The organism is Cohnella candidum (assembly GCF_003713065.1).
In the GTDB taxonomy this organism is placed as follows: Bacteria; Bacillota; Bacilli; order Paenibacillales; family Paenibacillaceae; genus Cohnella; species Cohnella candidum.
In genome coordinates this window covers 500546-523815 of sequence record NZ_CP033433.1, presented here as the reverse complement: position 1 = coordinate 523815, position 23270 = coordinate 500546, and the positions used below count along the sequence as shown (strand labels likewise).

Sequence of the window (23270 nt, the reverse complement as noted above, 5' to 3'; positions counted from 1 at the left end):
GCAATAAGCTGTACCTTCCGGATTGGAAGGTACAGCCAGTATATCGGAGTTGCAAGATCCCGAAAACGCTTATTCGTAGTCTTCCACGCGCCATTCGTCTTTCCAATCCAGGTAAGCCATTTTCCCGTCGAACCGGAAGGGAAGCCAGACGAAATCGGCTTTGGACGTATCCACCGGATTGAAATGATCCACGGTAGGATCCAGGCCTTTGTCCGGGTTGAAGATTTGGTCGAACCGTTCCGCCGCCTCTTCGTACGTTTTCGGATTGCCCGGAACGTGTTCCGTTACCCAGCGGTCCGCCAGCGCGATATAAAGATCCTTCTTGTGCGGGTGCTTGAACACGGAGCAAATCTGCGAGCCGAAAGACGTGTTCGAAGCGTCATTCACATGCGGGTTCCCCAGCACTTCGTACGGGCCGTGGTACAGCTTCGAGCAGGCGACTTCGGACGGATTCGGGAAATAGCCGGTCGTTCCGGAGGTCACCAGGTAATGCAGGCCTTTCCGGTAGAAGTGCGCCGGCGCTTCCCGTACGAACGGAGGATGCGGCTGCGGGAAATGGGTCGAGTAGTAGCCGGTAACGTCGGTGTAATCGTCGGTCAAATCCGCGACGATCATCTCGCTGTGGACTCTCTCGAAAAAGTAGTAAGCTTTGCCGTCGTGCGGATCGACGACGAGGTCGAAGTCTCCCGCGCTCATGCCGAGCGGCTTGATCCCGTCCCGAACGATCGTGTACGGGCCGAGAATATCGTCGGCGACGAGTACGGTCGATTTCTGGGAAGCGTCCGGCTGCATGATCTTCAGCCAGCATACGTACTTCTTCGTGAAACGGTTGTAGATGATGTGCGGCCGGTCCACGAATTTGGACGGATGCAGGGAAGAGTTCTCGTCTTCCAGGTCGGGAGGAATGATGAGGCCTTTATCTTCCCAATTGTACAAGTCCTTGGAGGCGTAGCAGCGGACGCCATAATGCCAAATCCCGCTTCCGGGAGTCGATTTTTCCTTGTTCTCTCCGTACCAATAGAAGGTATCGCCGACCGTGATGATCGAGCCGCCGTGCGCGTGAATTCTTTTCCCTTCCGTATCGAGCCATACTTGTCCCGGTCTGATCGACGATTGATTGGCCACCCTGGATTGCTCCCTTCGAAGTAACTGCGAGATTCTCTGCCTTCAGTATAGGCGGACCGGGCGGCCTCCGTATATTTCACTTCTTTTAGAATCGTTGTCTTTCTTTTGCATGTTGAAATCGCGGACCTATCCACTCAAATTTCGATTTCCAGCCAGCTTCCGTCGACGGGGATAGAGGCTTCCAGAGTCTGCCCGTCTTTCTCGTACCGGAGCACGCCCTTCCCGTGCGTCGCGCGGACGCGGATTCGGCGCTCATCCATTTCCACTTCCGCATCCCCGGGGCCGAGCGGCAGTTTCCCTTTCATCCATTCCAGCCCTCCGAGCCTCGGCTCCACGACGAAAGTTTCATAACCCGGGCTGAGAGGCTTTACGCCGAGATAGTATTTGCCGAACAGGTAGACCGGACCGGCTCCCCAGGCGTGGCACAGGCTTTTGCCGAACGGCACGCCGTACATGTCGTAATGGGCGTCATCGGCGAGGGCCGGATCGTATTCCTCCCAGAACGTCGTCGCGCCGAGCGCGATCATGCCGCCCCAGTAAGAGCGCATCTCTTCTCTGACGAGATCGTGCTGCCCGCTCTCGCAAAGCACGGCCATCTCGTGGAACCGCATATAAGGCGTGCGGATTTGGGGAACGTCGGGATTCAGGATGACGTTGCGGACGACGCTCTCCCGCTGCTCCGGCGTTAGGTAATCGAACGTCATGGCGAACATGCCGGCATGTTTGGTGAGGGTGGGTTGCGTGACGCCGTCCACCCGGTGATGCAGCAATCCGCCTTTCTCGTCGTCCCAGAACAGCCGCATCGTTTTTTCCTTAAGCTCTTCGGCGAGCATGCCGTAAGATGCCGCCTCTTCTTCCTCTCCCATTTGGCCGGCGAACATGCTCATAGCTTCCAGGCTGCGCGCCAATAGAATCTGGATCGTGCTGACGGCTCCGTTGTTTTTGAAATCCGCCCAATCGACGAACACCCAATCCTGCGGACGGCCTTCGAGCATGCCCTCTTCGTTCCGCTGCTTCAAGATGAAGTCCATCAAGGTGGCCGCGCGGTCGTAATACTGCCGGATAAACGCGAAATCCCCGGTGTACAGGTAGTAGTCATAGAGCGAAACGAACCAGTACAAGGAATAGTCGAGAATCGTGTTAAAATGCATCGTGAGCGGATCCTTGCCCCGCAGCGCGATCAGCGTCCGGCGCGTCACGTCGAGGTCGAAAAAGCTGTAATAGTTCATGAGGAACGCCTGATAGGCGTCGCCCGACCATACCCAGCGATCGCGTTTGATGCCGTCCAGGTAAAACTCCCGCGAATTGAGATGCAAGGTGTACAGCCCCATGTCGTAAATCTCATTCAGCTTCGGATCCGAGCATTCGAAGGTGCTGCGATAAGTCACAGGCACGTACTCGTATAGCATGGACACGCGGTCCCAGCTCACGCCCGGATCGGCGTGGATCCAGACATACCGGAACGCCTTCGCATCCTCCAGCGTAAAGATTCCGTCGTTCGCGCGTACGGCAGCCGCCCCGGCTTCGAACCGATCCAGGTTATAGCACTTGTCCGGGGACAGCGCCTCGGCTTCGGATTCCCCGTAATAGATCCGCACCTTGCCGGAACCCTGAAGGTTATGGAACCGCAAATAGCCGAACGTTTCTCGGCCGAAGTCGAGGAGCGGATGGCCGTCCCGGATTTCCACGGCGGCGGGCTCCTGCGGCGTGACGGCCAAACGGAACCGGGAAGGCCGGTCTTGCGGCGAATCGAACGTCCAGGACCCGGCGGCCACCCAGTCGTTCTGGTAGGAGTTCGCCTCCCAGCACGTGCCGGTTCGGAAGTTCGTACCCTCGATGTACAGGGCGGGAACTTCGACGTCGTTGAACACGCTGACCGTGATTTCATGCCGCCCGGCGGGAAGCGTGTAGACGGAATCGTCCGAGCGGTAATTGTCCTTGCCGTCCAGATAAAGCGAGAACGTCCCCTCCGCGAGGATCCGGATCTGTTCCTCCTGCGGCAAGTCATACGTACAGCGGAATCTCACGTTGGAATAATGGCGGTCCAGCCTCCAAAACGCCGGGTACATGACGTCGCGCGCCTTGCGCTTCACCGACATTTTCTCATGCAGCCGGATTTCGAAATCCCCGGGATACCAGATCCAGGTTGCCGTTTGCGATCCGTTGTTTCTTTCCATGTGGACTGCTCCTCTCGTTGTCTGTCTGATGAGACGATTGTATAATAAGCGGACAGGACAGAACGCAGGAAGAAGTGACATCCAACATGGTCAATGGTGACAATGCTCTTCAAGGTAAATCCGCCAAGGCGCCCGTTCAGCATTCCCCGGTTTCCGAGCACTTCCAAGGGAATTTCCCGTTGTTCATGAATCGCTGGGAAGAAGGCTTCCAACTTCGGGAGCACGATCACGCTTATTTGGAAATCGTCTACGTCATGGCGGGAGAAGGCTTCCATTATGTCGGGAACCGCGTGGAACGTGCCGCCAAAGGGTGCCTGTACGTTCTTCCGTTGGGAACTTCGCATATCTTCCGTCCGAGCGACGCGTCGGGCCGAAACAATCTGGTCGTTTACAACCTCTGCATCCGGCCGGACTTCTTGGGCGAGCTGACCCGGTGGCTGTCCGCCTACGGCAGCGGAGGCGAATTGTTTACTCTCTTGAGCGGCGCCCCTGGAACGTATATTTCGCTGGTCGACCCCGGCATGGAATTGAGGCCGGTGTTCGATCGATTATTTCGGGAATATACGGAGAAACCGTGGGGATTCGAAGTGAGCATGTTCGCGGGACTTTTGCAGATTACCGTCCAAGTTACCCGGCTTTTGAGACCGGATCTCTCCTCGGCTTCCGTGGCGAGCCGAACGGGAACGGCCGCTTGGCTGGAGTACGTCGATTCGCATGCGACAGAACCGTTAACCGTGGATGAGCTTGCGGCCAAAGCCGGCATCAGCAAACGCCATTTCATCCGGCTGTTCCGTCAAGCGGCGGGAATGGGATTTTCGGATTACTTGCAGCTGAGGCGGGTCGAGCACGCTTGCCGGATGCTCCTTGAAACCGACCATAAAATCGCCTCTATCGCAAAGAGCGCCGGATATCAGGATCCGGCGCATTTCCGCGAAGTGTTTCGCAAAGTGATGGGAACGAGCCCCAGTGAGTACCGTTCGGCTAACGAGAAGTAACCCTTCACGGCACATAGCGACTCACGTGCCAAATCAACCCACCATACCAACAATAATGGGAAAACCTCCTACTATTTTGCTTCCTACTCCTGCTTTCTCCGGATTAGTGGGAAAAACGCCCACTAAGTGGGCGTTTTTAAGGGATTTCACCTCGGATGTACCGATTTAATAGGAGTTTTTCCCACTATTTTGGGCTGGGAGACTATTTCGCAAAATTTAGCGGGAACTTTTCCCATTATTTCGCAAGCCGGCTGCAACAACTTTACAATTTCGCCAAATCCGCCAATACGGCGTCCATCGCGCCGGCCGGCACGCGGGCCATGCCGTTCTCCTCCACCTGCTTCAGGCTCGACGTGTTCAAAAACTTCAGCATCGGCCCTTCGAACAGGTGAGGCAGATGTTTCCGGAGCACGTCGGTCGCGGCTTCGTCGTTCAGGATGTCGCTGACGACCGTGTTCTCCGTATAGCCGGCGCGGAACAAATCCGCGTTCTCATATTCGAACGCGTACGTTCCTGAGCCGACGGAGAGCACCGCGCCGTCCTCATTCTCGGTGACCGCAAGAATACCATCCCCCTCCGCGAGCAGCTTGCCGCTTTCCTTCAAGCCGGCGACCGTCGCGCCTCTCAGCACGACTTCGGCGGTCGCGTTGACCGGCACGGTGACGTTAACGGAGATACGATCTCCGTCCACGCGCCATCCGGATTCGATGTTCCCGTAAGGGGAAAGATGCGAAGCCTTCGCATACGTCAGCGCCTTGGTTCCGAACAGCGGCTCGATGTGAATTCTCTTGAACGCCGGAACCGAGGGATCCATGTCGAGGCCGGCGACCTTGCGGTACATCCAATCGCCGATCGCGCCGTACGCGTAATGGTTGAACGAGTTCATGTCGTCGCTCCAGAACGAACCGTCCGGTTTGAGGCTGTCCCAGTGCTCCCAAATCGTCGTCGCTCCTTGGGAAACCGAGTATAGCCAGCCCGGATAGCTTTCCTGCAAAAGCAGCCGTACCGCCGTATGGTGGTATCCATGGTTCGAGAGCGTGAAGCACAGATACGGCGTGCCGACGAAACCGGTCGTCAAATGGTAGCCGTTCTCCACCACCAAATCGTTCAGGTCCTTGGCGACCCTCGTCCTGACGCTTTCGTCCGCCAGGTCGAACATGAGCGTGAGCACGTGCGCCGTTTGGGTCGGCGCGGCAACCCTGCCCGTCGCGGTAAGGAATTCTTCCCGATAAGCCTGCACGATCCGCTCATGCAATTCCCCATACTTCGCCGCGTCTTCCGAGTGCCCGAGAACCTCGGCAGTCTGGCGAAGAAGGCGGGTCGAGTACGCGTAATACGCCGTCGCGATCAACTCCCGCGGCGTCGCGCCCACATAGCTGTCTTCCTTGGCGTCCAGTCCGAGCCAATCCCCGAAGTGGAAGCCCGTGTTCCACAAGTACTCATTGGTGCCCTGCGCACGGATGTATTCAACCCATGCCTTCATGCTCCCGTACTGCTCGGCCAGCAGGCGCCGGTCTCCGTAATATTGGTAGACGGTCCACGGGCAGATGACCGCGGCGTCTCCCCATGCGGCGGAGCTGTCGCCGCCGGCTACGTCCGGAATGACGAACGGAACGCCGCCATTCGGGTGCTGCTCGGCCTTCAGATCGCGCAGCCACTTCGTGAAGAATGGCGCACCCTGGTAGTTGAACAGCGCAGTGCTGATGAACACCTGCGCGTCGCCCGTCCAGCCGAGCCTTTCATCCCGCTGCGGACAATCCGTCGGCACGTCCAGGAAGTTGCCGCGCTGGCCCCACCGAATGTTGCTTTGCAGCTTGTTCACGCGGCTGTCCGAGGTTTCGAACGAACCCGTCGGCTCCATGTCGGAGTGCAGCACTTCTCCGGCGAAAGCGTCCAACGGCAGCGTGCCGCCGCCCGGAAATCCTTCCACCTTCACGTATCGGAACCCCATGAACGTGAAATGCGGCGCATAGCTCTCCGTTCCTTCGCCTTTCGCCGTATACTCTACCGTCTGCTTCGCAGGCCGCAGGTTGCCGAAGTAGATGTTGCCATCCCGGTCCAGCACTTCCGCGTGCCGGAGCACGATCTTCGTGCCGGCGGGGACCGACACGTTCAAACGGACGCGTCCGACCATGTTCTGCCCCATGTCCAGCACGCGGTCGCCCGCCGGCGTGACGAACGATGACACCGGCCGGATCGTCTCGGTCACGCGGGTCGGCCAGTTCTCCTGCGGCACCAGGATGTCCATCGGCAAATCCAGCGTTTCGGCGGCCGTCCAGGATCCGTCCTGGAAGCCTGATTCGCTCCAGCCGTCCTGCTCCAGCCGGGCGTCGTATTTCTCTCCGTGGTAAATGGTCGCGTACGTCACCGGACCGATGTCGCATTTCCACGACTCATCGGACACGATAATTTCCTCCGTACCGTCCTCGTACTTCACATGAAGCTGCAGCAATGCCGCGCGCCGGTCCCCGTATTTGAAGTCCCGGCTTTCGAAGCCCATGCCGCCCCGGTACCAGCCGTCGCCGAGATGGATGCCGATCGCGTTGCTGCCGTTCCTCAGCAAGTCCGTCACGTCGTACGTTTGGTACTGCAGCCGGTATCGATAACTGGTCCAGCCGGGAGACAGCACCTCGTCCGATACCCGCCGGCCGTTCGCGAACAGCTCGTATAAACCCGCCGCGGTCGCATAAATGCGAGCGGATGCGATGCCGCTCTTCAGCTCGAAGCTTTTACGCAGCAGGAAGGACGCTTCGGACTGAGGATCAATCCCAGCCGCATCCGGCGTGATCCAGCTCGCCTGCCATTCCGACGGATCCAGCAGCGTCGTCTCGAACCGCGCCGTCTCGCTCCACTCGGATTCCCGGCCGGCCGCATCCCACACTTTGACCTTGTACAGGTACGGCGTGCAAGAATGCAGCGGCTCGGTTCCGACAAACTCAACTTGAATGGAAGCATCGCTTTCCGTATAGCCGGAATCCCATACGGGCGTTCCAAAATCCCCATCCGTACCCGTAACGACGATCCGGTAACCCTTCTGCACCGTGCCGCGGGAGTCCGACAACAGACGCCAACCGAAGCGCGGAACGCGGACACCGATCCCCAGGGGATTCTTGCGGTATTCGCACGTCAAATCGGTCACTTGCAGAACGCTCATTTCATATTCCTCCATTCGGGCTCGTACAGAGCTGCCGGTTCAGCCTTTGACCGACCCGGTCGTCATGCCGGCCACGATTTTCTTGTTGAAGAAGACGAACAGTAAAAGCGGCGGGAGCGTAATCAGCAAAATGTCGGTAAACAGCAGGTTCCATTGGGAAACGAATTGGCTCGTGAAATTGTACAGCGTGAGCTGCACGGTCGCGTTCTTCGCGCCGGGGAAGAAATACAGCGGGTTCGTGAAATCGTTGAAAATGAACACCGCCTGCGTGACGATGATCGTCGCGGTTACCGGCTGCAGCAGCGGGAAAATGATCGTAAAGAACAAGCGGTAGCCGCCGTAGCCGTCCACGACCGCGGCTTCGTCGATTTCGCGCGGAATCGCGGCCATGAATCCCCGGTAGAGCATCACGGAGAACGGAAATCCGAGTGCGACCTCCACCAGAACCAGGCCGATCAACGTTTTGAAGAGGTGGATTTCGTTCAGCACCCAAATCGTCGGCACGATCGCCGGAGGAATGATCAAGCCCGCGAGCACGAAGAAGCTGATCCAAGGGGTCGCCTTGTCGTTCCGGCGCTGCATGACGAACGCGGCCATCGAACAAACGACCACCATCGCCGCCAAGGACAGGATCGTAAGCGCCGAGCTGTTCCAGAACGCGCGCAGCAGCATGTGGTCACGGAAGGCGACGACGTTTTTGATGTTTTGCCAGAGCTGGATTTTCGAAGGCCATGCCAAATTCATCTCGGAGGCTTCCGGCGCGCTTTTCATGGCCGTCAGCAGGACGAAGTACAGGGGGACCCAGAAGATGACGACGCTCGCCAGCACGGCAATCGTTTCGACGGAGAACTTGCGCAGTCCGCGACTCATAGATCCACCTCATTGCGGGTGAGATAACGGGACAGAGGGTACACGATGGCGGTGACGAACAGGAACAGGATGACGTTGCCCGCCGTCGCGAGGCCGTAAAATCCGCCTTGGTACTGCTTATAGATGATCGAGGCGATGACGTCGGTCGCGAAGCCCGGACCGCCTCGGGTCATGGCCCAAATCAGGTCGAACGACCGCAGGCCGCCGATGAAGGAGAGAATGATGACCGCGTTCGTAGCCGGGCGGCTGAGCGGGACCGTGATGTTCCAGAATTTGTGCCACGAGCTTCCGCCGTCGATCTGAAGCGCCTCGGAGTATTCCTCGGGAATCGCCAATATACCCGCGATATAAATCACGGTGGCGAGGCCGATACCTTTCCACACGTCCACGGCCGCCACCGACAGGAGCGCAAGTTTCGTATCCCCCAGCCAGTCCGGCCCCTCGATGCCGAGATGGGCAAGCGCCGTATTGAAAAGCCCCGTCGTCGGGTGCATCATCATGCTGAAGGCGATGCCGACGGCGATCGTACTGACGAGTACGGGGAAGAAAACGACGGAGCGAAGATAATCCTTCGTTCGGATTTTGCTTGTCAGGAACACGCCGAGCAGCAAGCCCCCGACCACCTTCGCCGCGCAGGTGACCGCCGCATAGATCAGCGTGTTTTTGAACCCGATGCTTAAGGAAGGCTCCTGGAAGAACGTCTTGAAGTTATCCAGCCCGATAAAGGTCCAATCGAACAACGTCCAGCGAGTCAAGCTGAAGAAGAACGACATGACGGTCGGAACGATGAAAACGACGGTGTAGACGATGGCCGCGGGCAGCAGAAAGTTGTAGGTGTAGATCCGTTTGAATACCTTGGACATCCCGATCCCTCCTGATTACACGAAACAGCCGGCCCCACGCGAGATGGGCGGGGCCGACTTCGATTCCGCAGGCGTCGCTGCGATTACCAGCCTGAAAGACCCAGTTGCTGTGCTTGTTTCTTGACGTCCTGGTCGTACAGCTCGGCCGCGGCCGCCGCTTTCCGTTTGCCGGAACCGACTTCGACGGTGATCTGCTCCAGGCTCGGGCCTTTGACCGGAGATAGGAATTCCAGCGCGGGAGCGGTCTGGTTGTTATCGAAATACGGCAGCATGTCTTTCACGACTTGCGGCGTGTCGTCCGGAAGCGCGGCTCCTTTGACGGCGTACGGGCCGGAAGGCTTGGAAACCTTGCTCATGACGCTGACGCCTTCGGTAGAAGCGACGAATTCCACGAACTTCTTCGCTTCCTCTGGATGTTCGGTATTCTTGTAGATATAAGCGCCGCCAGGCATCCAGACCGTCAGGCCGTTCTGGTCCGCGCTGTCGCCCGGTTGCGCGAAAAATCCGATGTCGTCCATTTTGTCGGGATTGTTCTGAACGAGGGCCGGCACGGCGAAGGTCAGCATCGGATAATGGGCGCCTTTGCCTTCCGCCAACATCTTGAGGCCCGCGTCATACGTCGTTGCCAGGAAGTCTTTGTTGTAGTAGCCGACGGTCTCCTCTAGTTTCTGGAAGCCACGGAGCGCGGCGGGCGTCGTCGCGTACTTGGCTTTGTTCCCTGTGTAGTCGGCAGCAAAGTTCGGCATCTGCGCCTGGACGTTGAAGTAATCCGCCAAGACGATCAGCTGCGAAGTCCACGTATCCTTATAGGAGCCGATCATCGCCGTAATCCCTGCGGCCTTGATTTTCTTGTTGTTCTCCATCAGCTCCGCCCAAGTTTTCGGTACGGAAAGTCCGAGTTGGGCGTAGATTTTCTTGTTGTAGAACCATCCGCCGCCCATCGTGGAGCCGACGGGAGCGCCGTAAATTTTGCCGTTGAACGATACCGTCGGCTTGAACGAATCGATCACGTTCGCCTGGAACGGTTCGTTCGTCAAATCCATCATGTTCTGTTCGGGATTGAGCGCCTGCATCAGCGATCCGGAGTTGTAGAAGAAGACGTCGTTCATGTCGCCGGTGGACAATCTCGTCTTCACGAAGTTATCCCCTTCGCTGCCGGTCGGGCGGGTTTCCGTCTCGATCGTGATGTTCGGGTATTTAGCCTGGAACGCGTCTACCAGCGCTTTCGAATAGACGACGGTATCCTGGTTGTTGTCCACCAGCAGGGTCAGTTTCACTTTCTCCTGCGGTTCGCTCGAAGCGGATGCGGATGCGCTGGGCGAGGCGGAACTCGCGGATGGAGAAGCGCTGCCGGAAGCGGATGGGCTGGAGCTGCTTTCTTTGTCGGACGAGCCGCCTCCGCAGGCGGCAAGCAGGCCGGTCAGCAGCATCACGCTGGACAGCACGGCGAGAAACTTTCTGGGTTTGCTCATTCGTTTGGTCCCCCTGATTCTTTCGAAAATAAGGTTCGTTTGAAGGGCCCGGGTACCCTTTGAACTTATTCTAGAAGAAAGCGCATTCAGCAGACAGCGCCATATTCTTTAGATCGGGTTCCGTTTTTTTTGTATCCGTTCCCGGTTTTACGAATCTTTGAACTGGCCCGGCGTCTGTCCCGTGTACTTCTTGAATACTTCCGTAAAATGGCGGTGCGTCAAATAGCCGACCTTCTCGCTGACCTCGTTCACCTTGAGCCCTTTGCGAAGGAGACTCTTGGCCCGTTCCATGCGGAACCGGGTCAAATACTTGATGTAGGTCTCCCCCATCACTTCCTTGAAAAGCACGCTGAGATAGGTCGCGTTAAGCCCGACATGATCCGCCACCTCCTGCAGCGAGACGTCGCGCGCGAGGTTGCTTTCGATATACCTCCTGGCTTGCTGCACGGCCGTATGCTTGGTATTCTCCCGAAGATTCATGCCGCTTTCCGCGATGCTCTCCATCCGGTCCCGGAACCATGCGGTCAACTTGCCTTTAGCCGCCATCTCCCGGATCTCCAGATGCGGAACGAAGGTTTCCGGCGGCACATACGACCGGCCCGCCTCGACCCCGGTTTCTTTCGCGGCTTCCCAAGCCGAATAGATGAGCTTAAGCATTTCGCTTTCCGCCAAATCCGGATCGAGTTTGGACGTCTGGATCCATTGGATGAACCGGTCCACCTGTTCCATCAACATGGCTTTGTTGCCTGCCCGCATGCTGAGAATGATCGCTTCCTCTCTTTCCGGCAATTCGTTCGAAGAGGTCATCCTTCCGCCGAGTTCGCCGAACGGCAAAAATCCTTTGACGCCAAGAAACAAGGCCGATCTTAATGCCCTCTGCGCTTCTTTTAAGCTGTCCGGAACTTCTCCAGGTTCCATGCGTTCGTTACCCAAACCGACGGCAACGTTCGCGTTCTCCAAATCGGCGGAGACATCGTCCCAATACGTATTCGACAACTCCATCAGGCAAAAAACGACCGCCAAATAACTTTGATCGCTTCGCAGATAGACGGTACGGTAAGCCGGGTGATCCGGCAGCTTGAACGGCTCCACGGCAGCCAAAACCGTAATCCCGTGCACTTGACCGGCCTGCGGACCGAATACTTCCCGCCACTTGTTTTCCGCCTCCCGGCCGCGCAGCAGCAAATCCCAAACCGCTTTCTCCAGCAGATCGTGTTTGCTTGCCTCCCACAACCGTTCCAGTTTTCGGGTTTCTTCCTGTTTTCCGATTTGTCCGAGCGCCTTGCGAAGCGCCTGCTCGATGCTGATTTCCGTGATCGGCTTTTCGATGTAATCCACCACGCCGAGCCGGATCGCCCGCTTGACGTAATCGAATTCGTTGAAACCGCTGAAAACGATGCAGCAGGTTTCGGGAGCCTCGTCCATGATCTCCCCGATCAGCTGCAAGCCGTCCTTTCCGGGCATGCGGATGTCCGTCAGCACGATATCGGGACGAATTCGGCGGAACAGCTCCATCGCGGACAAGCCGTCGGATGCCGTGCCCGCCAATTCAATGCCCAGCCCCTTCCAATCCACCAGGGCGCCGAGCGCCTCCAGGACAATAAACTCGTCGTCGAAAAGAACCGCTTTAAGCATGCTGCCTCACCTCTTCCGGAAACGGTTTGAAGCGGATCTCGATGCGGGTTCCCTTCCCGGGCTTGCTATAGACGGTAAAAGAGCTGGAAGGGCCGTAATAGAGCGTCAGCCGCTCCTTCACGTTCCTTAACCCGTACCCCTGCTCCGTCCGGGCCGTGTCTTCCATGCCCACGCCGTCGTCTTCCACGGCAAACTCCAGGAAATCGCCGTTCCTCCGCCCCTCGATCCGAATGCTTCCATCGCCCACCTTGGGCTCCAACCCGTGATAGATCGCGTTTTCGACCAAGGGCTGAAGAATGAGTTTGAGCATCTCGATGCCCATGATGGAAGGATCGATGTCGGTCTCGTAATGAAAACGGCCATTGTAGCGGATGTTCTGGATCGTCATGTAATGCTCGATATGCTTCAGTTCCTTGTAGACCGGGATCGTCTCGCGTCCCTTATTCAAGCTAAGTTTAAAGCTTTCGGACAGCGCCAGGGCCATCGCCGCGGCTTCTTCCGTCTTCTTGAGACGGGCCATCCAGTAAATCGAGTCGAGCGTGTTATAGAGAAAATGCGGTTTGATCTGTGCCTGCAAAGCGCGCAGCTCCGCTTCCCGCTCTTTCAGCTCCGAATGGAACAGCCGGGCGTCCAGCTCCTCGTTTTCGAGCGCCATCCGCTTGAAGGTTTCGCCGATCGCGCCGACTTCGTCTTCCCGAAAAACGCCGCCGAAATCGCGGGAGCCTTTATTCCAATCCACCATCATTTTCTTGAGCTGCAGCAGAGGCCGGGTGATGCTCCCCGAAACGACGAAGGAGATGGCCAGCGCCAAGAAGGCGAGCAGAGCCGCGATGAGCGCGGTCGCCGTGCCGATCCGGTTCGATTGCTTCAGCAATTGCTTTTCTTCGATGATATGGACGAAGGTCCAATTCGTCGTCTGGTTGCGGAATTCGCTGATCAAATAACCGCGGCTCTCCAATTCGTCCCGGATTTGTTGAAAGCTGCCCGGCTTGATTCCCAAGTCCGCCGGCAACTTCGCCGGAAAGAGGATGCGCGCCGGGTCCCCGGAAGAATCGATGGCCAGAAACCGCCCGTTCTCCTCGCTGCCGTTAAAGACGCTGCCGAACATCGATTTCGACAAGTTGGTCACCAGAAGGCCGATCGGTTTCCCGTCTCCGATCGCCGAATCCCGGAACAGCTTGACGGTGGAGAAAGTATCCGCCTTGTCGCCGAGCACGTTATAGCTGAAAAACACGACTTTGCCCTGAGCGTCGAACGCCCGCCGGTACCAGTCCGTGCTTTCGATCGCTTGTTTCTTGCCCGGAATCTCGTAAATCCCGGCGTCATCCGATCGGCCGAGACAATAGGTTTGATAATGGAGGTCGAAAATGCACATGGAGTCTACGTAGCGGGTATCGAAGGAGTTGCTGTTGATCACCCGCTGCAGGCGGTTAATCGTGAGGGTGTTCATTTCGCTCAGCTCTTCGCTGCTCTTGACTTCGCTTTCCCGCAAGTCATTGCGGATCTCGTCGTTGAGTACAATGAACCGGTTCAAGTTCACCACGTTACGGAACAGCAGGTCCGCCACCTCGCTGGAAGTCTGCAGGTGGTCGTAGTTGGTTTGCGTATTGTTTTGGGTGATCGTGCTGCGCGCGATATCGAAAGAGATATACCCCAGCAAACAAAGCGGGGGCAGGGAAAGCAGGATCATCGTCGTGAAAAATCGGCTGCGGACCTTCCGGAAACGGAAGCGGGTCGCAAACTTGCGCATGCTGCCGGCCATGGCCTTCTCCCCCCGGTAGGCCAACAAGCTGCCGAGAATCGCGATCCGGGCAGCTTGTTTTCTAAGTATTCTATTATTGTAAGCCAGAAGACCCCCTCCAGAGGAAGCTATTTTTTTTGGGGTGGTGTCCGTTTTTTTTGGGTGGGCGCAGCTATCCGATATAAGGTGATTATATAATAGGCGAAATGGGAGAATGGTGGGGAGAAGTGACAATTTGGAGGGGTATAAATGACAAAAAGCCATCCACCGTAAAAGCCGTCAATAACTGGATTACGTGGATGGCATTATACCAATAATCTTAATACGGCCGGGAAGTTAGGGCAGCTCGGAAGGAACCCAAAGGTTCGTGACATCGATTTCCCGCTCATCGCGCTCTTTCAAGTCGCGCAGAAAATCCAGGAAACCGATTTGCGGCTTCCAGCCCAGCACCTCCGCGGCTTCCGAGAGGTCGTGCTGTTCGACTTGTTCCGGAAGAGGGATTTGATATTTTACAAGCAGCTCCCGTGCGCCCGGAACTTGCTCCTCGCACCATGCCGGTCCGAGATTCCGAAAATCTTGGATCACCTGCGCTGGCATTCCATGATTCGTATGTACGATCGTGCGGAACAGGCCGATGCGTTTCTCCAAAGCCGCTTTCACGGATGCGACGGTGGCGGCGGCGACGTCTCTCCGATCCACGCCGTTTCGAAGCAGGCGCTCCCCGAATTCCAAGTACGGACGCGGGATGAATTCATGGTAACGCAAAATCGCGATCGATGCGTTCGTCATTTCGTGATAAGCCTTGCAGAGATCCTCTCCGATGACCTTCGAAACCCCGTACACGGACCACCAGCCATAAGCCATTGAAGACGCATAAACGATCGATTGGATTCCCTCTTGCCGGCAAGCCTCCAGCACGTTAAAGGTACCGTCGACGTTCACGGCGAAAATCGTGTCGTCGCTCACCGGCGGATTGTGCGCGCAGTGCCATGCGGCTAGGTGCACGACCGCGTCTACGCCTTCTACCGCTCGCCGAACATCGGCAGGAGTGCGGGTATCGCATCGGATAAATTCGAGTTTTTTCAAATCTTCCGCCTGCGGAGGAAAGACGTCCGCCATGCGCACGATAAATCCATCCTGCTGGAATGCACGGCAGACGGCTTGTCCGCCGTTTCCGGAAGCGCCGGTAACAAGGATTTTCGCCATCGTTTCCACACCTTTCGTTTCGTATCCTACTAAACAACATCATAGGGATATCGCGGGTGTCAAATGAATAGAGGGATGTAACGGATATATGGAAAATTGTTACTGAACTTCGCTCCCTCTTCCGAATCTGTTACAGCAGTTCGAATTTGCACACTTATTTCGGTCCTCCGACTCTATCGGTTAAATGTAATTCGATTTTGCACACTTAGAACCGCGATTTTTAACTCCGCAATCTTAAAACGGCCTCTAAGTGGGTGAAATCGAACTGCAGCGGCGACAATCGGCATCTCCCCCCCTGCAAGTGGGCAAAATCGAACTGCAAATGCGGCCAGTCCCAACCTCGGCGTACGCATTTATCAACATGATTACGCCAACGCCAATTCTTTCTCTTCCCCCTGTTCTTTCAGCGTGTACAGCTGTCGGATGATCTCTTCGATTCTCGGCTCGGATACCGTAAGATTCTGGATCGTCAAATGTTCGCTGAGCTCCCGGATCAATCCGGCGACCTGGTCGTCATGCGTGATGCGGAACCACAAACGGCCGCCCTCCTCCTTCTCGATTCGGGGCCCTTTCCATCCCGCGGCTTCCCAACCCGCCGTTTCCACGACCACGTAACGGTGGCCGCCGAAACGGCGGGTCATTTCCTGCATGCTGCCGTCATAGAGAGACCTGCCTTGATCGATGAAAATCACCCTGCTGCAAAGCTTCTCGATATCGTCCATGTTGTGGGTCGTCAGCATGATCGTGATCTTTTTCTCTTCGTTGATCGTTTTCAGGAAGTTTTGGATTTTCTCCTTGGCGACCAAGTCCAGGCCGATCGTCGGCTCATCGAGGAACAGCAGCTTCGGGTCATGCAGCAAGGCGGCGGCGATATCCCCGCGCATCCGTTGACCTAAGCTCAGTTGCCTGACGGGTGTCTGGAGGAAATCCCTCATTTCGAGAATTTCCGTGAACATCTCTATGTTCTGCCGATAACGCGCAGGCGGAATGTCGTAGATCGCCCCGAGCAGACGGAAAGATTCGTGAAGCGGAAGATCCCACCAGAGCTGCGTGCGCTGTCCGAAAACGACCCCGATGTTCGAGGCATGCTCCTTGCGCTGCTTGTACGGTTCTAAGCCTAGAATACGAATGTTCCCGGAAGACGGAACCAGCACACCCGACATCATTTTGATCGTCGTGGATTTTCCCGCTCCGTTCGGCCCCAAATAACCGACGAACTCCCCTTCTCCGATGCTGAAGCTCAATCGGTCAACGACCCTCTTCACGGTGCCTTCTTGAGAAAACAGGGATTTTAACAGGCCTAGAGCTCCCTCGGCTTTGCCGTTCACTTTGAATTCGCGAACCAAATCGTTGACTTCGATGATACTCATTCAGGAACCAGCTCCTTTGTAGGCGTCCAAACCGAGTTTCCAGAACCGATAGGCGATAGCGGCCATGATGACCGCCGCCACCGGAGGTGCGTACACCAGCACGGATGAGAACGGGACGTCGGCCTGCTTGTCGAAAAACATCGCGGACGGAAAATAACTGATAAACGCAACGCCGAGCACGAATGACAACACGATTTGCACGGCCTTGTTGTAAACCGTCAGCGGAAATTGGTTGAATTGGAACAGAAACGCATTCAGGATCGTGCGCAAGCCTTCCGCTTGATAAGTCCAAAATCCGACGCAGCCGACGATCGTATACAATGCCCATTGGATCAAGGCTCCGCTCAGCACGATCAGCAGCAGGAACAGCAGCTTTCCCGCATTCCAGCTATGAAGGTGCGTTCCGGAATAGACCATGCCGATGAGGCCGGAGCTCATGTCTCCGAATCCGGCAACGGTGACCATGCTGGTCGCATAGGAGAAGAGCGGGTTCAGCGGCCGAATGAGAAACCGGTCGAATTTCCCTTCCCGGATAATATATTCGATCCTTCTGATTTGCTGGAACGTGATAATGAACACGCCATGGGTCACCTGGAACAAGGCCGCGAGGAAAATCAGCTGGTAGTAGTTCCAACCCTGCACTTCCGGCACCCGGCGGGTCAGCACCCAGATCAGGATGAAGTTGCCGATCCCGACCAGGCCGACGCCCCCGATGCCGATGAAGAAATTCAGCCGGTAAGCCGACCGGGAGCGGATGTTGGCCATTTGCAGCATCCAATACAATTTCACGAGACGCATCAACTTTAACCTCCGGTCGTGACGAGACGACGATTCAGTGTAGCAAGGACCAACTGGCCGGCCGCGAGCAGGACGATCGTCCATACGGCTTGAAAACCGACCGCCCCCCACGCTTCGGCGCCCGAAACCTTCCCGATCCAGATCGACAGGGGAATGGAATACATCCCTTGGAACGGAAGCCATTGCAGCACGGCTTGCATCTTCTCCGGGAACAGCCATAACGGAATGAACGAGCCCGAGCACAATTGGATGACCGTGTTCTTCATGAACCAGAAGCCCCATATTTCCGTAAAAGAAAAAGCGAGCATCGCGATCAGAAAATTAAGCGTAAAACCGAGCGCCACCGCGAACAGCAAACTCATCAGGAACGGAAGGACGTTGCCGAGAGTCGGCAGTTTCATCCGAAATAAGAGAAAGGAAGCCGTGAATAACGGTACGACGTTATACAGTAGAGTCGACAAGCTGACGCCGATTTCTTTGCACAAATAGAAAAACTGGTAGTTCCAAGGCTTTTGGAGCTCGAAGACGACATCTCCCGTCGACACGCGGTCGGCGATTTCGTACAACGTGGATTGTCCGAACAGCAGGACGAGCATGCTGGAGAGCATGGCGTAAGTCGCCATCTCCTGCAAAGAAACACCCGTGTTTGACGGCATGCCCGTACCGCTTCCGTAAATCGCGATCCACGTTTCCCGCATGGCGACGACCAGCAGGAACGAGCCAAGGATTTTGAACAGCAGGTCCATCCGGTAAACCTGCGTGTTTTTGAAGGTGACCGCGATGCACGCGGCGTATTTTCTCATGGCGCCTCCTCGCCAGACGGCACGGGATAATCGACATCCGGTACCCACGGACTGCCGAAATCCGGCGTTCCATCCGCCGCCCATCCGAATCTCTGCATATGCGTCCGCCGGTTTTGCGCGCCTCCGTTCGATTCCGGGATCGCGTGGTAGACGATCCAATCTTCGGTGCCGTCGGGAGAACGGGTGAAGCTGTTGTGCCCCGGCGCGAACACGCCGTTCTCCGGCGCCTTCTTGAATACCGGACGATCATTCTTCGTCCATGACGCCGGATCCAACAGGTCGCTGCCCTCCTCCGCGGTAAGCATGCCTAGCGAATAATCATCCGACCACGTCGTACTGGCCGAATAGATGAGGAAAACCTTCCCGTTCCGGACGAGGAAGCAGGGCCCTTCGTTAATCGCCATGCCCCCTTGCTTCTCCCACTCGAACTCCGGCTTCGTCAGCAAAGCTTCCGAACCCTCCAACGTCCACGGATTCGCCATCTTCGCGGCGTAGATCGCCGAACCGTAATCGGGAAAATGCCCGTAACCGGCGTACATGAAATACAATTCGCCGCCATGCTGCAGCACCGTGCCATCCAAGCCGGCGATGGCCGTGTTGACTGCCCCTTTCAAGCTCCAAGCACCGGACATCGGATCGTCGCTATCATTCTCCAATACGTATATCCTTCGGGAGGCGTCCCCGCTCCCGTCGCTTGCCGTGTAATAGATGTACCACTTGCCCTGGATATGATGGATTTCCGGCGCCCACAGTTCCCGGCTCCCCGGGCCTTCCTGCGGCGGAATCCAGACGGTAACCGGCCGTTCCCGTCCGATCCGGCTCATGGAGTTGGACTTGTACAGCTCCAGGCGATCTCTTTCCGTCACCATGAAATAGTAGTTTCCGTCGTCATGACGGTACATCCAAGGATCCGCGCCTTTGGACTTGATCGGATTGCGGAATGCAGCGTTGTTCATATGTTGTTCTCCTCCCATCCTGCTTTGCTTGCCTCTCTATATATTAAAAAGAGGGTAACCCTGTCCCAGCGGTTACCCCCACGTAAATCAGTAGACCTTCAAGTTGTCGAAACTCACGTTGTTGCCGAAGCCGCCTCTGACGCCGAAAGAACCGTTATTGAAGGAAGAATCCGTCACGTCGATCCGCAGTACGTTGTTCACGTACACCTGGATGCGGAAGCCGGTGATGACGATTTTGATTTGATGCCAGGTGTTCGCGGGAAGGGACGCCGCCGCGCTGCCCAGCTGGGTGTAATTGTTGTTGAATTTGCCCAGCCATACCGTACCGTTCATGTCGATGCCGGCTCCGTACCCTTTGAAGCTGTCAGTGCCGACGCCCGGACTAGAGACGTTCCAGATCAGGCTGCCTTGCCCGCTGTTGTTGACCCGGATGCTGCCTTCGATCGTGTAGTTCGTCCCGGTAACCGGGGTGTTCAGAACCGACTTGGAAATCGCCGCGTCGGAAGCGACGGTATATTCCCCGGAAGCCACGCTCCAGGTGCCGCCGTAATGCGTCCAGCCGCCGTCTTCGTTGCTCGCGAAATCGTTCGAGTAAGTGAACGGCGTTACGGTGACGTTGTCGAACGTGGCGCTGTTCCCGAAACCGCCGCGCACGCCGATCGTCCCCCGCTTGTAAGTCGTGTCCGTAAAGTCGATTTTCAGGACGCCGTTGACGTAGACCTGCATGCGGCCGTTGTTTTTCGCGACCTTCAAATGATAGGTCGTGCCTGTCGCGATCGTCATCGGAACGCTCGCGAGCGAGGTGAAGCCGTTGTTGAATCGGCCGAGCCACACCGTGCCGTTCGAATCGATGCCGGCGCCGTAGCCGACGAACCCGTCCACGTTCACCGAAGGCCCGGTCACGTCGAAAATCAGGCTGCCCTGCCCGGCGTTGTTCAGCTTCACGTCCGCTTCCACGCTGTAATTCACGAGCGAGACATAAGGCGTGACGATCGATTTGTCCGCATTCGCCGACGTTACGGTGTACGCGCCGCCCGTTGCCGACCAGGTTCCTCCGTATCGGGTCCAGCCGTTATCGTTGCCGGCCGCGAAGTCGTTGAAGTAAGACGTCGCGAGGGAAGCGAACTTCATCTGCACGTTGTGCCCGCCCACGGAGCGGGGCGCCGACGTCATGCCCGCGATCTCTCCGGGTCCCGTCTGGTACAAGCTGCTCCAATAGTAATCCGGGAAGCTGCCGGGCCACAGCGCCGTATCGTTGAGGTACCAGGTCGCGCCGTAATCGTTGCTGAACGAGAGCTGGTTCGTGTTGGACGTCAGCGCCAATCGGCCGTCGCTTAGCGAGATCACGTAGGGAGCGCCGGACTGATTCGGCACTTGCGTGCCGATTCCGCTCGCCCAGGTGAAGCCGTCGTTCGAAATCTTGTAGTAAATGTTGCAGCCGTTCGTCCCGCAAACCTCGGATGTCAAGATGTACTTGCCGTTGTTCATTTTGGTCCAGACCGGCATGCCCGGACGGGAGGCCGAATTGGCGGGATTCCATACCGCGAAAATCTCGGAGCCCCAAGTCGCCCCGTTATCGGTCGAAATCTTCTCCGAAATGATCTGGCTGTACGCCGGGCTTTCCAAGGCATTCTTCTCGTTCGCGTAGAACACGGCAAGACGTCCGTCGCCCAGAACTCCCAGATGCGGCTCGTAGACGCCGCGGTCCGGGTTGCCCAAACTGCCGGGCGCGCCATTGTTCTGGTCGATCGTGCTCAGATACGTCCAGTTCGCGCCCAGATTGGTGCTTTTGTAGACGTCCAGCCGATACGACTCCTGCCACCGGACGGAGCGGCAGGCGAGCAGGATGTCCCCGTTCGGAAGCTGGAACATCTGCCCGTTATCCATGTCCCTGCCGGGATCCGCCAGCGTGGCGATGACGGTCCACGTCCTTGCGTTGTCCGTGCTCCGGGCGACCTGCAGCTTGGTTCCGCCGCTCGCCGTTTTCGTGTATCCGTTGTTATCGTAGATCGTGTAGACGGCCAGCCAGTTGCCGTTGGTCAATTTCAGCATCCGGCCGTACTCCGAACCGAACGTACCCGGGGAAAAGCCGCGGGCGTCGGTGCCGGCGTCGGTGAAGGTAGGCATGTTGTTGACGGTGATCGCGCTTCCGATCGAAGCGGGACCGCCCTCGGCGAAAACCGACGTCGCGAAACCCAAACCAAGCAGGATCGTGATGAAAAGAGTGAGCGTCTTTTTCATTACTATTGCCTCCTATAGGGTCCTATGGCTCGAACGACCGTATTCTGCCTGACCGGGTGCCTCTTCTCTTCTCTTCTCTTCCCTTCGCCGGCCTCCTTTCCTTAAGCGAGGTTGATCGCTTTGATTATGTCAAGCGGAAGCTTCGGCTCGCGGTTTTCCGTGAGAAGGCCGTTCACTTCCTGCTGGACATCGGACACTTGCGTGTAGCAGTAGCCGCAAACATAATCGAGGTCTTTGATCGCCTGCGTAATGCTGCGGAACCGCGCGATGAACGCTTCGTCCGAATCGACCTGGTTGCCGTAGCCCCATCCCTTGTCGGTCTGGAAAGCGATGCCCCCGAATTCGCTGACGATGATCGGCTGTCCCCGGTATTCGTAACCCTGCGCGAACGCGTACTTCCAGTTGTTGAACGCGATTTCGTTGTTCGTGATCGCGTCCTTGTTCGTGTAGCGCTTGAATAAAGCTTCGCCGGCTTCTTCGTAATCGTGCAGTGTGAGGATATCCGAAACCGTATGCTCCCAGCCGTCGTTGACGACGACAGGACGGTACGGGTCGAAAGATTTGGTCAAATGGTAGATCGCTTCCGTGAACTGTTGCTGCTTGACGTCCGCGTACACGTTGCCGATGCCCCACGACTCGTTAAACGGCACCCAAGTCACGATGCAAGGATGGTTGTACTGCTGCTGTACGATCTCCAGCCATTCGCGGGTGAAGCGGTCGACGGCTTCGTCGTTGAATTCGTACGTCGCTGCCGCCTCGGACCATACCAGCACGCCCTTCACGTCGCACCAATAGAGGAAACGCGCGTCTTCGATTTTCTGGTGTTTGCGCACGCCGTTGTATCCCATCGCCAGGATCGCGTCGATGTCCTTGAGAATGGCTTCCTCCGATGGCGGCGTCAGATGGCTGTCGGGCCAATAGCCTTGATCGAGGATAAGGCGCTGGTAAATCGATTGGTTGTTCAGCAGCACTTTGCCCTTGTGGATCGACACTTTGCGCATGCCGAAGTACGATTGAACGCGGTCGACGACGCGGTCCCCTTCGGTCAGGACGAACTCTACTTCATACAATTTCGGGCTCTGCGGGCTCCACTGTTCTACCCGCCATTCCCTCGTCTCGCTGATCAGCTCGACGGTGGCCGAGGTCGTAGAACGGTCGACGCCGATGCTCGTTTCCTTGACCGGTAAGCCGTCCATCGAAATTTTCGTCGTCAGGCGCAGCGGCTGTCCCGCCGCGTCGCCCGCCACGCGGTAATCAAAGCGTACGGCGTTGGCGTCTAGATCCGGCGTAATTTTGACGGAAGAGACATGGCTGCTCTCCACGTATTCCAGCCACACCGTCTGCCAAATCCCGGTCGTCTGCACGTACCAGCAGCCGAAGTTTTCTTTCCTCCAGCGCTGTTTGCCCCGCGGCTGCGTGACGCTGTCGCTGTCCTCGACCTTCACGACGACGCTGTTCGCCGCATCCTTCAGCAGGTAAGGAGTGACGTCGAACGAAAACGCGGAATACCCGCCTTCGTGCCGGCCGACGTAAGTGCCGTTCACCCACACTTTCGCCACATAGTCCACGGCTTGAAAATGGAGTACGATCCGTTTGCCCTGCTGCTCAGCCGGAATTTCGAACGTGCGGTGATACCAGACGTAAGGGTGGAAGGTCTCTTCGCCGATGCCGCTGGCTTTGGTTTCATAGACGAACGGAACTTCGATTTTGCGGTCCCCTTGGAAGTTGGAAAACCACTGCAGGGCTTCGCCTTCATTCGCGTCGTCGAAACGGAAGTCCCATTGGCCGTTCAGATTGAGCCAGTCCTGGCGTACGAATTGGGGTCTCGGATAATCTTTGCGGTACATGCTCAGTGCCATTTTGG

Annotated in this window: 16 protein-coding genes; 1 reads left to right on the top strand and 15 read right to left on the bottom strand. The window is 57.0% G+C overall.

All coding sequences use genetic code 11. From position 1 onward, the window contains the following. Positions 1-69 precede the first annotated feature (69 nt). Both EAV92_RS02435 and EAV92_RS02430 read right to left on the bottom strand, forming a co-directional pair. Complete coding sequence (locus EAV92_RS02435; protein WP_123039603.1) at positions 70-1125, bottom strand: family 43 glycosylhydrolase; 1056 nt, start codon at positions 1123-1125, stop codon at positions 70-72. A gap of 134 nt (positions 1126-1259) precedes the next feature. Beyond that, entirely contained in the window at positions 1260-3302 is a 2043-nt protein-coding gene (locus EAV92_RS02430; RefSeq protein ID WP_123039602.1) for an alpha-L-rhamnosidase-related protein, read from the bottom strand. Between the two features lie 86 nt (positions 3303-3388). Here EAV92_RS02430 and EAV92_RS02425 point away from each other — a divergent pair, with 86 nt between their 5' ends. Continuing rightward, a complete protein-coding gene (locus tag EAV92_RS02425) occupies positions 3389-4297 on the top strand; it encodes an AraC family transcriptional regulator (protein WP_123039601.1) in 909 nt (302 codons plus the stop codon). Positions 4298-4559: 262 nt separating this feature from the next. Here the strand turns inward: EAV92_RS02425 and EAV92_RS02420 are convergent, their stop codons facing one another. From EAV92_RS02420 to EAV92_RS02360, 13 genes are all read right to left on the bottom strand, one after another. Next, positions 4560-7451 (bottom strand): alpha-L-rhamnosidase, encoded by a 2892-nt coding sequence (locus EAV92_RS02420; RefSeq protein WP_123039600.1) that lies wholly within the window; start codon positions 7449-7451, stop codon positions 4560-4562. Between the two features lie 39 nt (positions 7452-7490). Continuing rightward, positions 7491-8321 carry a carbohydrate ABC transporter permease gene (locus tag EAV92_RS02415; RefSeq protein WP_123039599.1) on the bottom strand — a complete coding sequence of 277 codons (831 nt, stop codon included), beginning with the start codon at positions 8319-8321 and terminating at the stop codon, positions 7491-7493. Continuing rightward, positions 8318-9184, bottom strand: a complete 867-nt coding sequence (locus EAV92_RS02410) for a carbohydrate ABC transporter permease (protein WP_123039598.1) — start codon at positions 9182-9184, stop codon at positions 8318-8320. The genes EAV92_RS02415 and EAV92_RS02410 overlap by 4 nt, the downstream gene beginning before the upstream one ends. Before the next feature lie 83 nt (positions 9185-9267). After that, on the bottom strand, positions 9268-10656 hold the full coding sequence (locus EAV92_RS02405; protein ID WP_123039597.1) for an ABC transporter substrate-binding protein: 1389 nt from the start codon (positions 10654-10656) through the stop codon (positions 9268-9270). A gap of 147 nt (positions 10657-10803) precedes the next feature. Further along, positions 10804-12291 carry a response regulator transcription factor gene (locus EAV92_RS02400; RefSeq protein WP_123039596.1) on the bottom strand — a complete coding sequence of 496 codons (1488 nt, stop codon included), beginning with the start codon at positions 12289-12291 and terminating at the stop codon, positions 10804-10806. Further along, positions 12284-14053, bottom strand: a complete 1770-nt coding sequence (locus EAV92_RS02395) for a cache domain-containing sensor histidine kinase (RefSeq protein ID WP_123039595.1) — start codon at positions 14051-14053, stop codon at positions 12284-12286. Before EAV92_RS02395 ends, EAV92_RS02400 begins: the two co-directional genes overlap by 8 nt. 315 nt (positions 14054-14368) lie before the next feature. Continuing rightward, positions 14369-15238, bottom strand: a complete 870-nt coding sequence (locus EAV92_RS02390; RefSeq protein ID WP_123039594.1) for an NAD-dependent epimerase/dehydratase family protein — start codon at positions 15236-15238, stop codon at positions 14369-14371. 365 nt (positions 15239-15603) lie between these two features. Then, positions 15604-16608 (bottom strand): ABC transporter ATP-binding protein, encoded by a 1005-nt coding sequence (locus EAV92_RS02385; RefSeq protein WP_123039593.1) that lies wholly within the window; start codon positions 16606-16608, stop codon positions 15604-15606. Next, positions 16609-17406: an ABC transporter permease gene (locus EAV92_RS02380; protein WP_164472609.1), complete on the bottom strand. Its 798-nt coding sequence runs from the start codon at positions 17404-17406 to the stop codon at positions 16609-16611. Positions 17407-17411: 5 nt separating this feature from the next. Then, entirely contained in the window at positions 17412-18209 is a 798-nt protein-coding gene (locus EAV92_RS02375; RefSeq protein WP_164472608.1) for an ABC transporter permease, read from the bottom strand. Further along, positions 18206-19165: a glycoside hydrolase family 43 protein gene (locus EAV92_RS02370; RefSeq protein WP_123039590.1), complete on the bottom strand. Its 960-nt coding sequence runs from the start codon at positions 19163-19165 to the stop codon at positions 18206-18208. Before EAV92_RS02370 ends, EAV92_RS02375 begins: the two co-directional genes overlap by 4 nt. 87 nt (positions 19166-19252) lie before the next feature. Next, complete coding sequence (locus EAV92_RS02365) at positions 19253-21406, bottom strand: 3-keto-alpha-glucoside-1,2-lyase-like domain-containing protein (protein WP_123039589.1); 2154 nt, start codon at positions 21404-21406, stop codon at positions 19253-19255. Between the two features lie 101 nt (positions 21407-21507). Beyond that, on the bottom strand, positions 21508-23265 hold the full coding sequence (locus tag EAV92_RS02360) for a glycoside hydrolase family 2 protein (RefSeq protein ID WP_123039588.1): 1758 nt from the start codon (positions 23263-23265) through the stop codon (positions 21508-21510). Positions 23266-23270 lie beyond the last annotated feature (5 nt).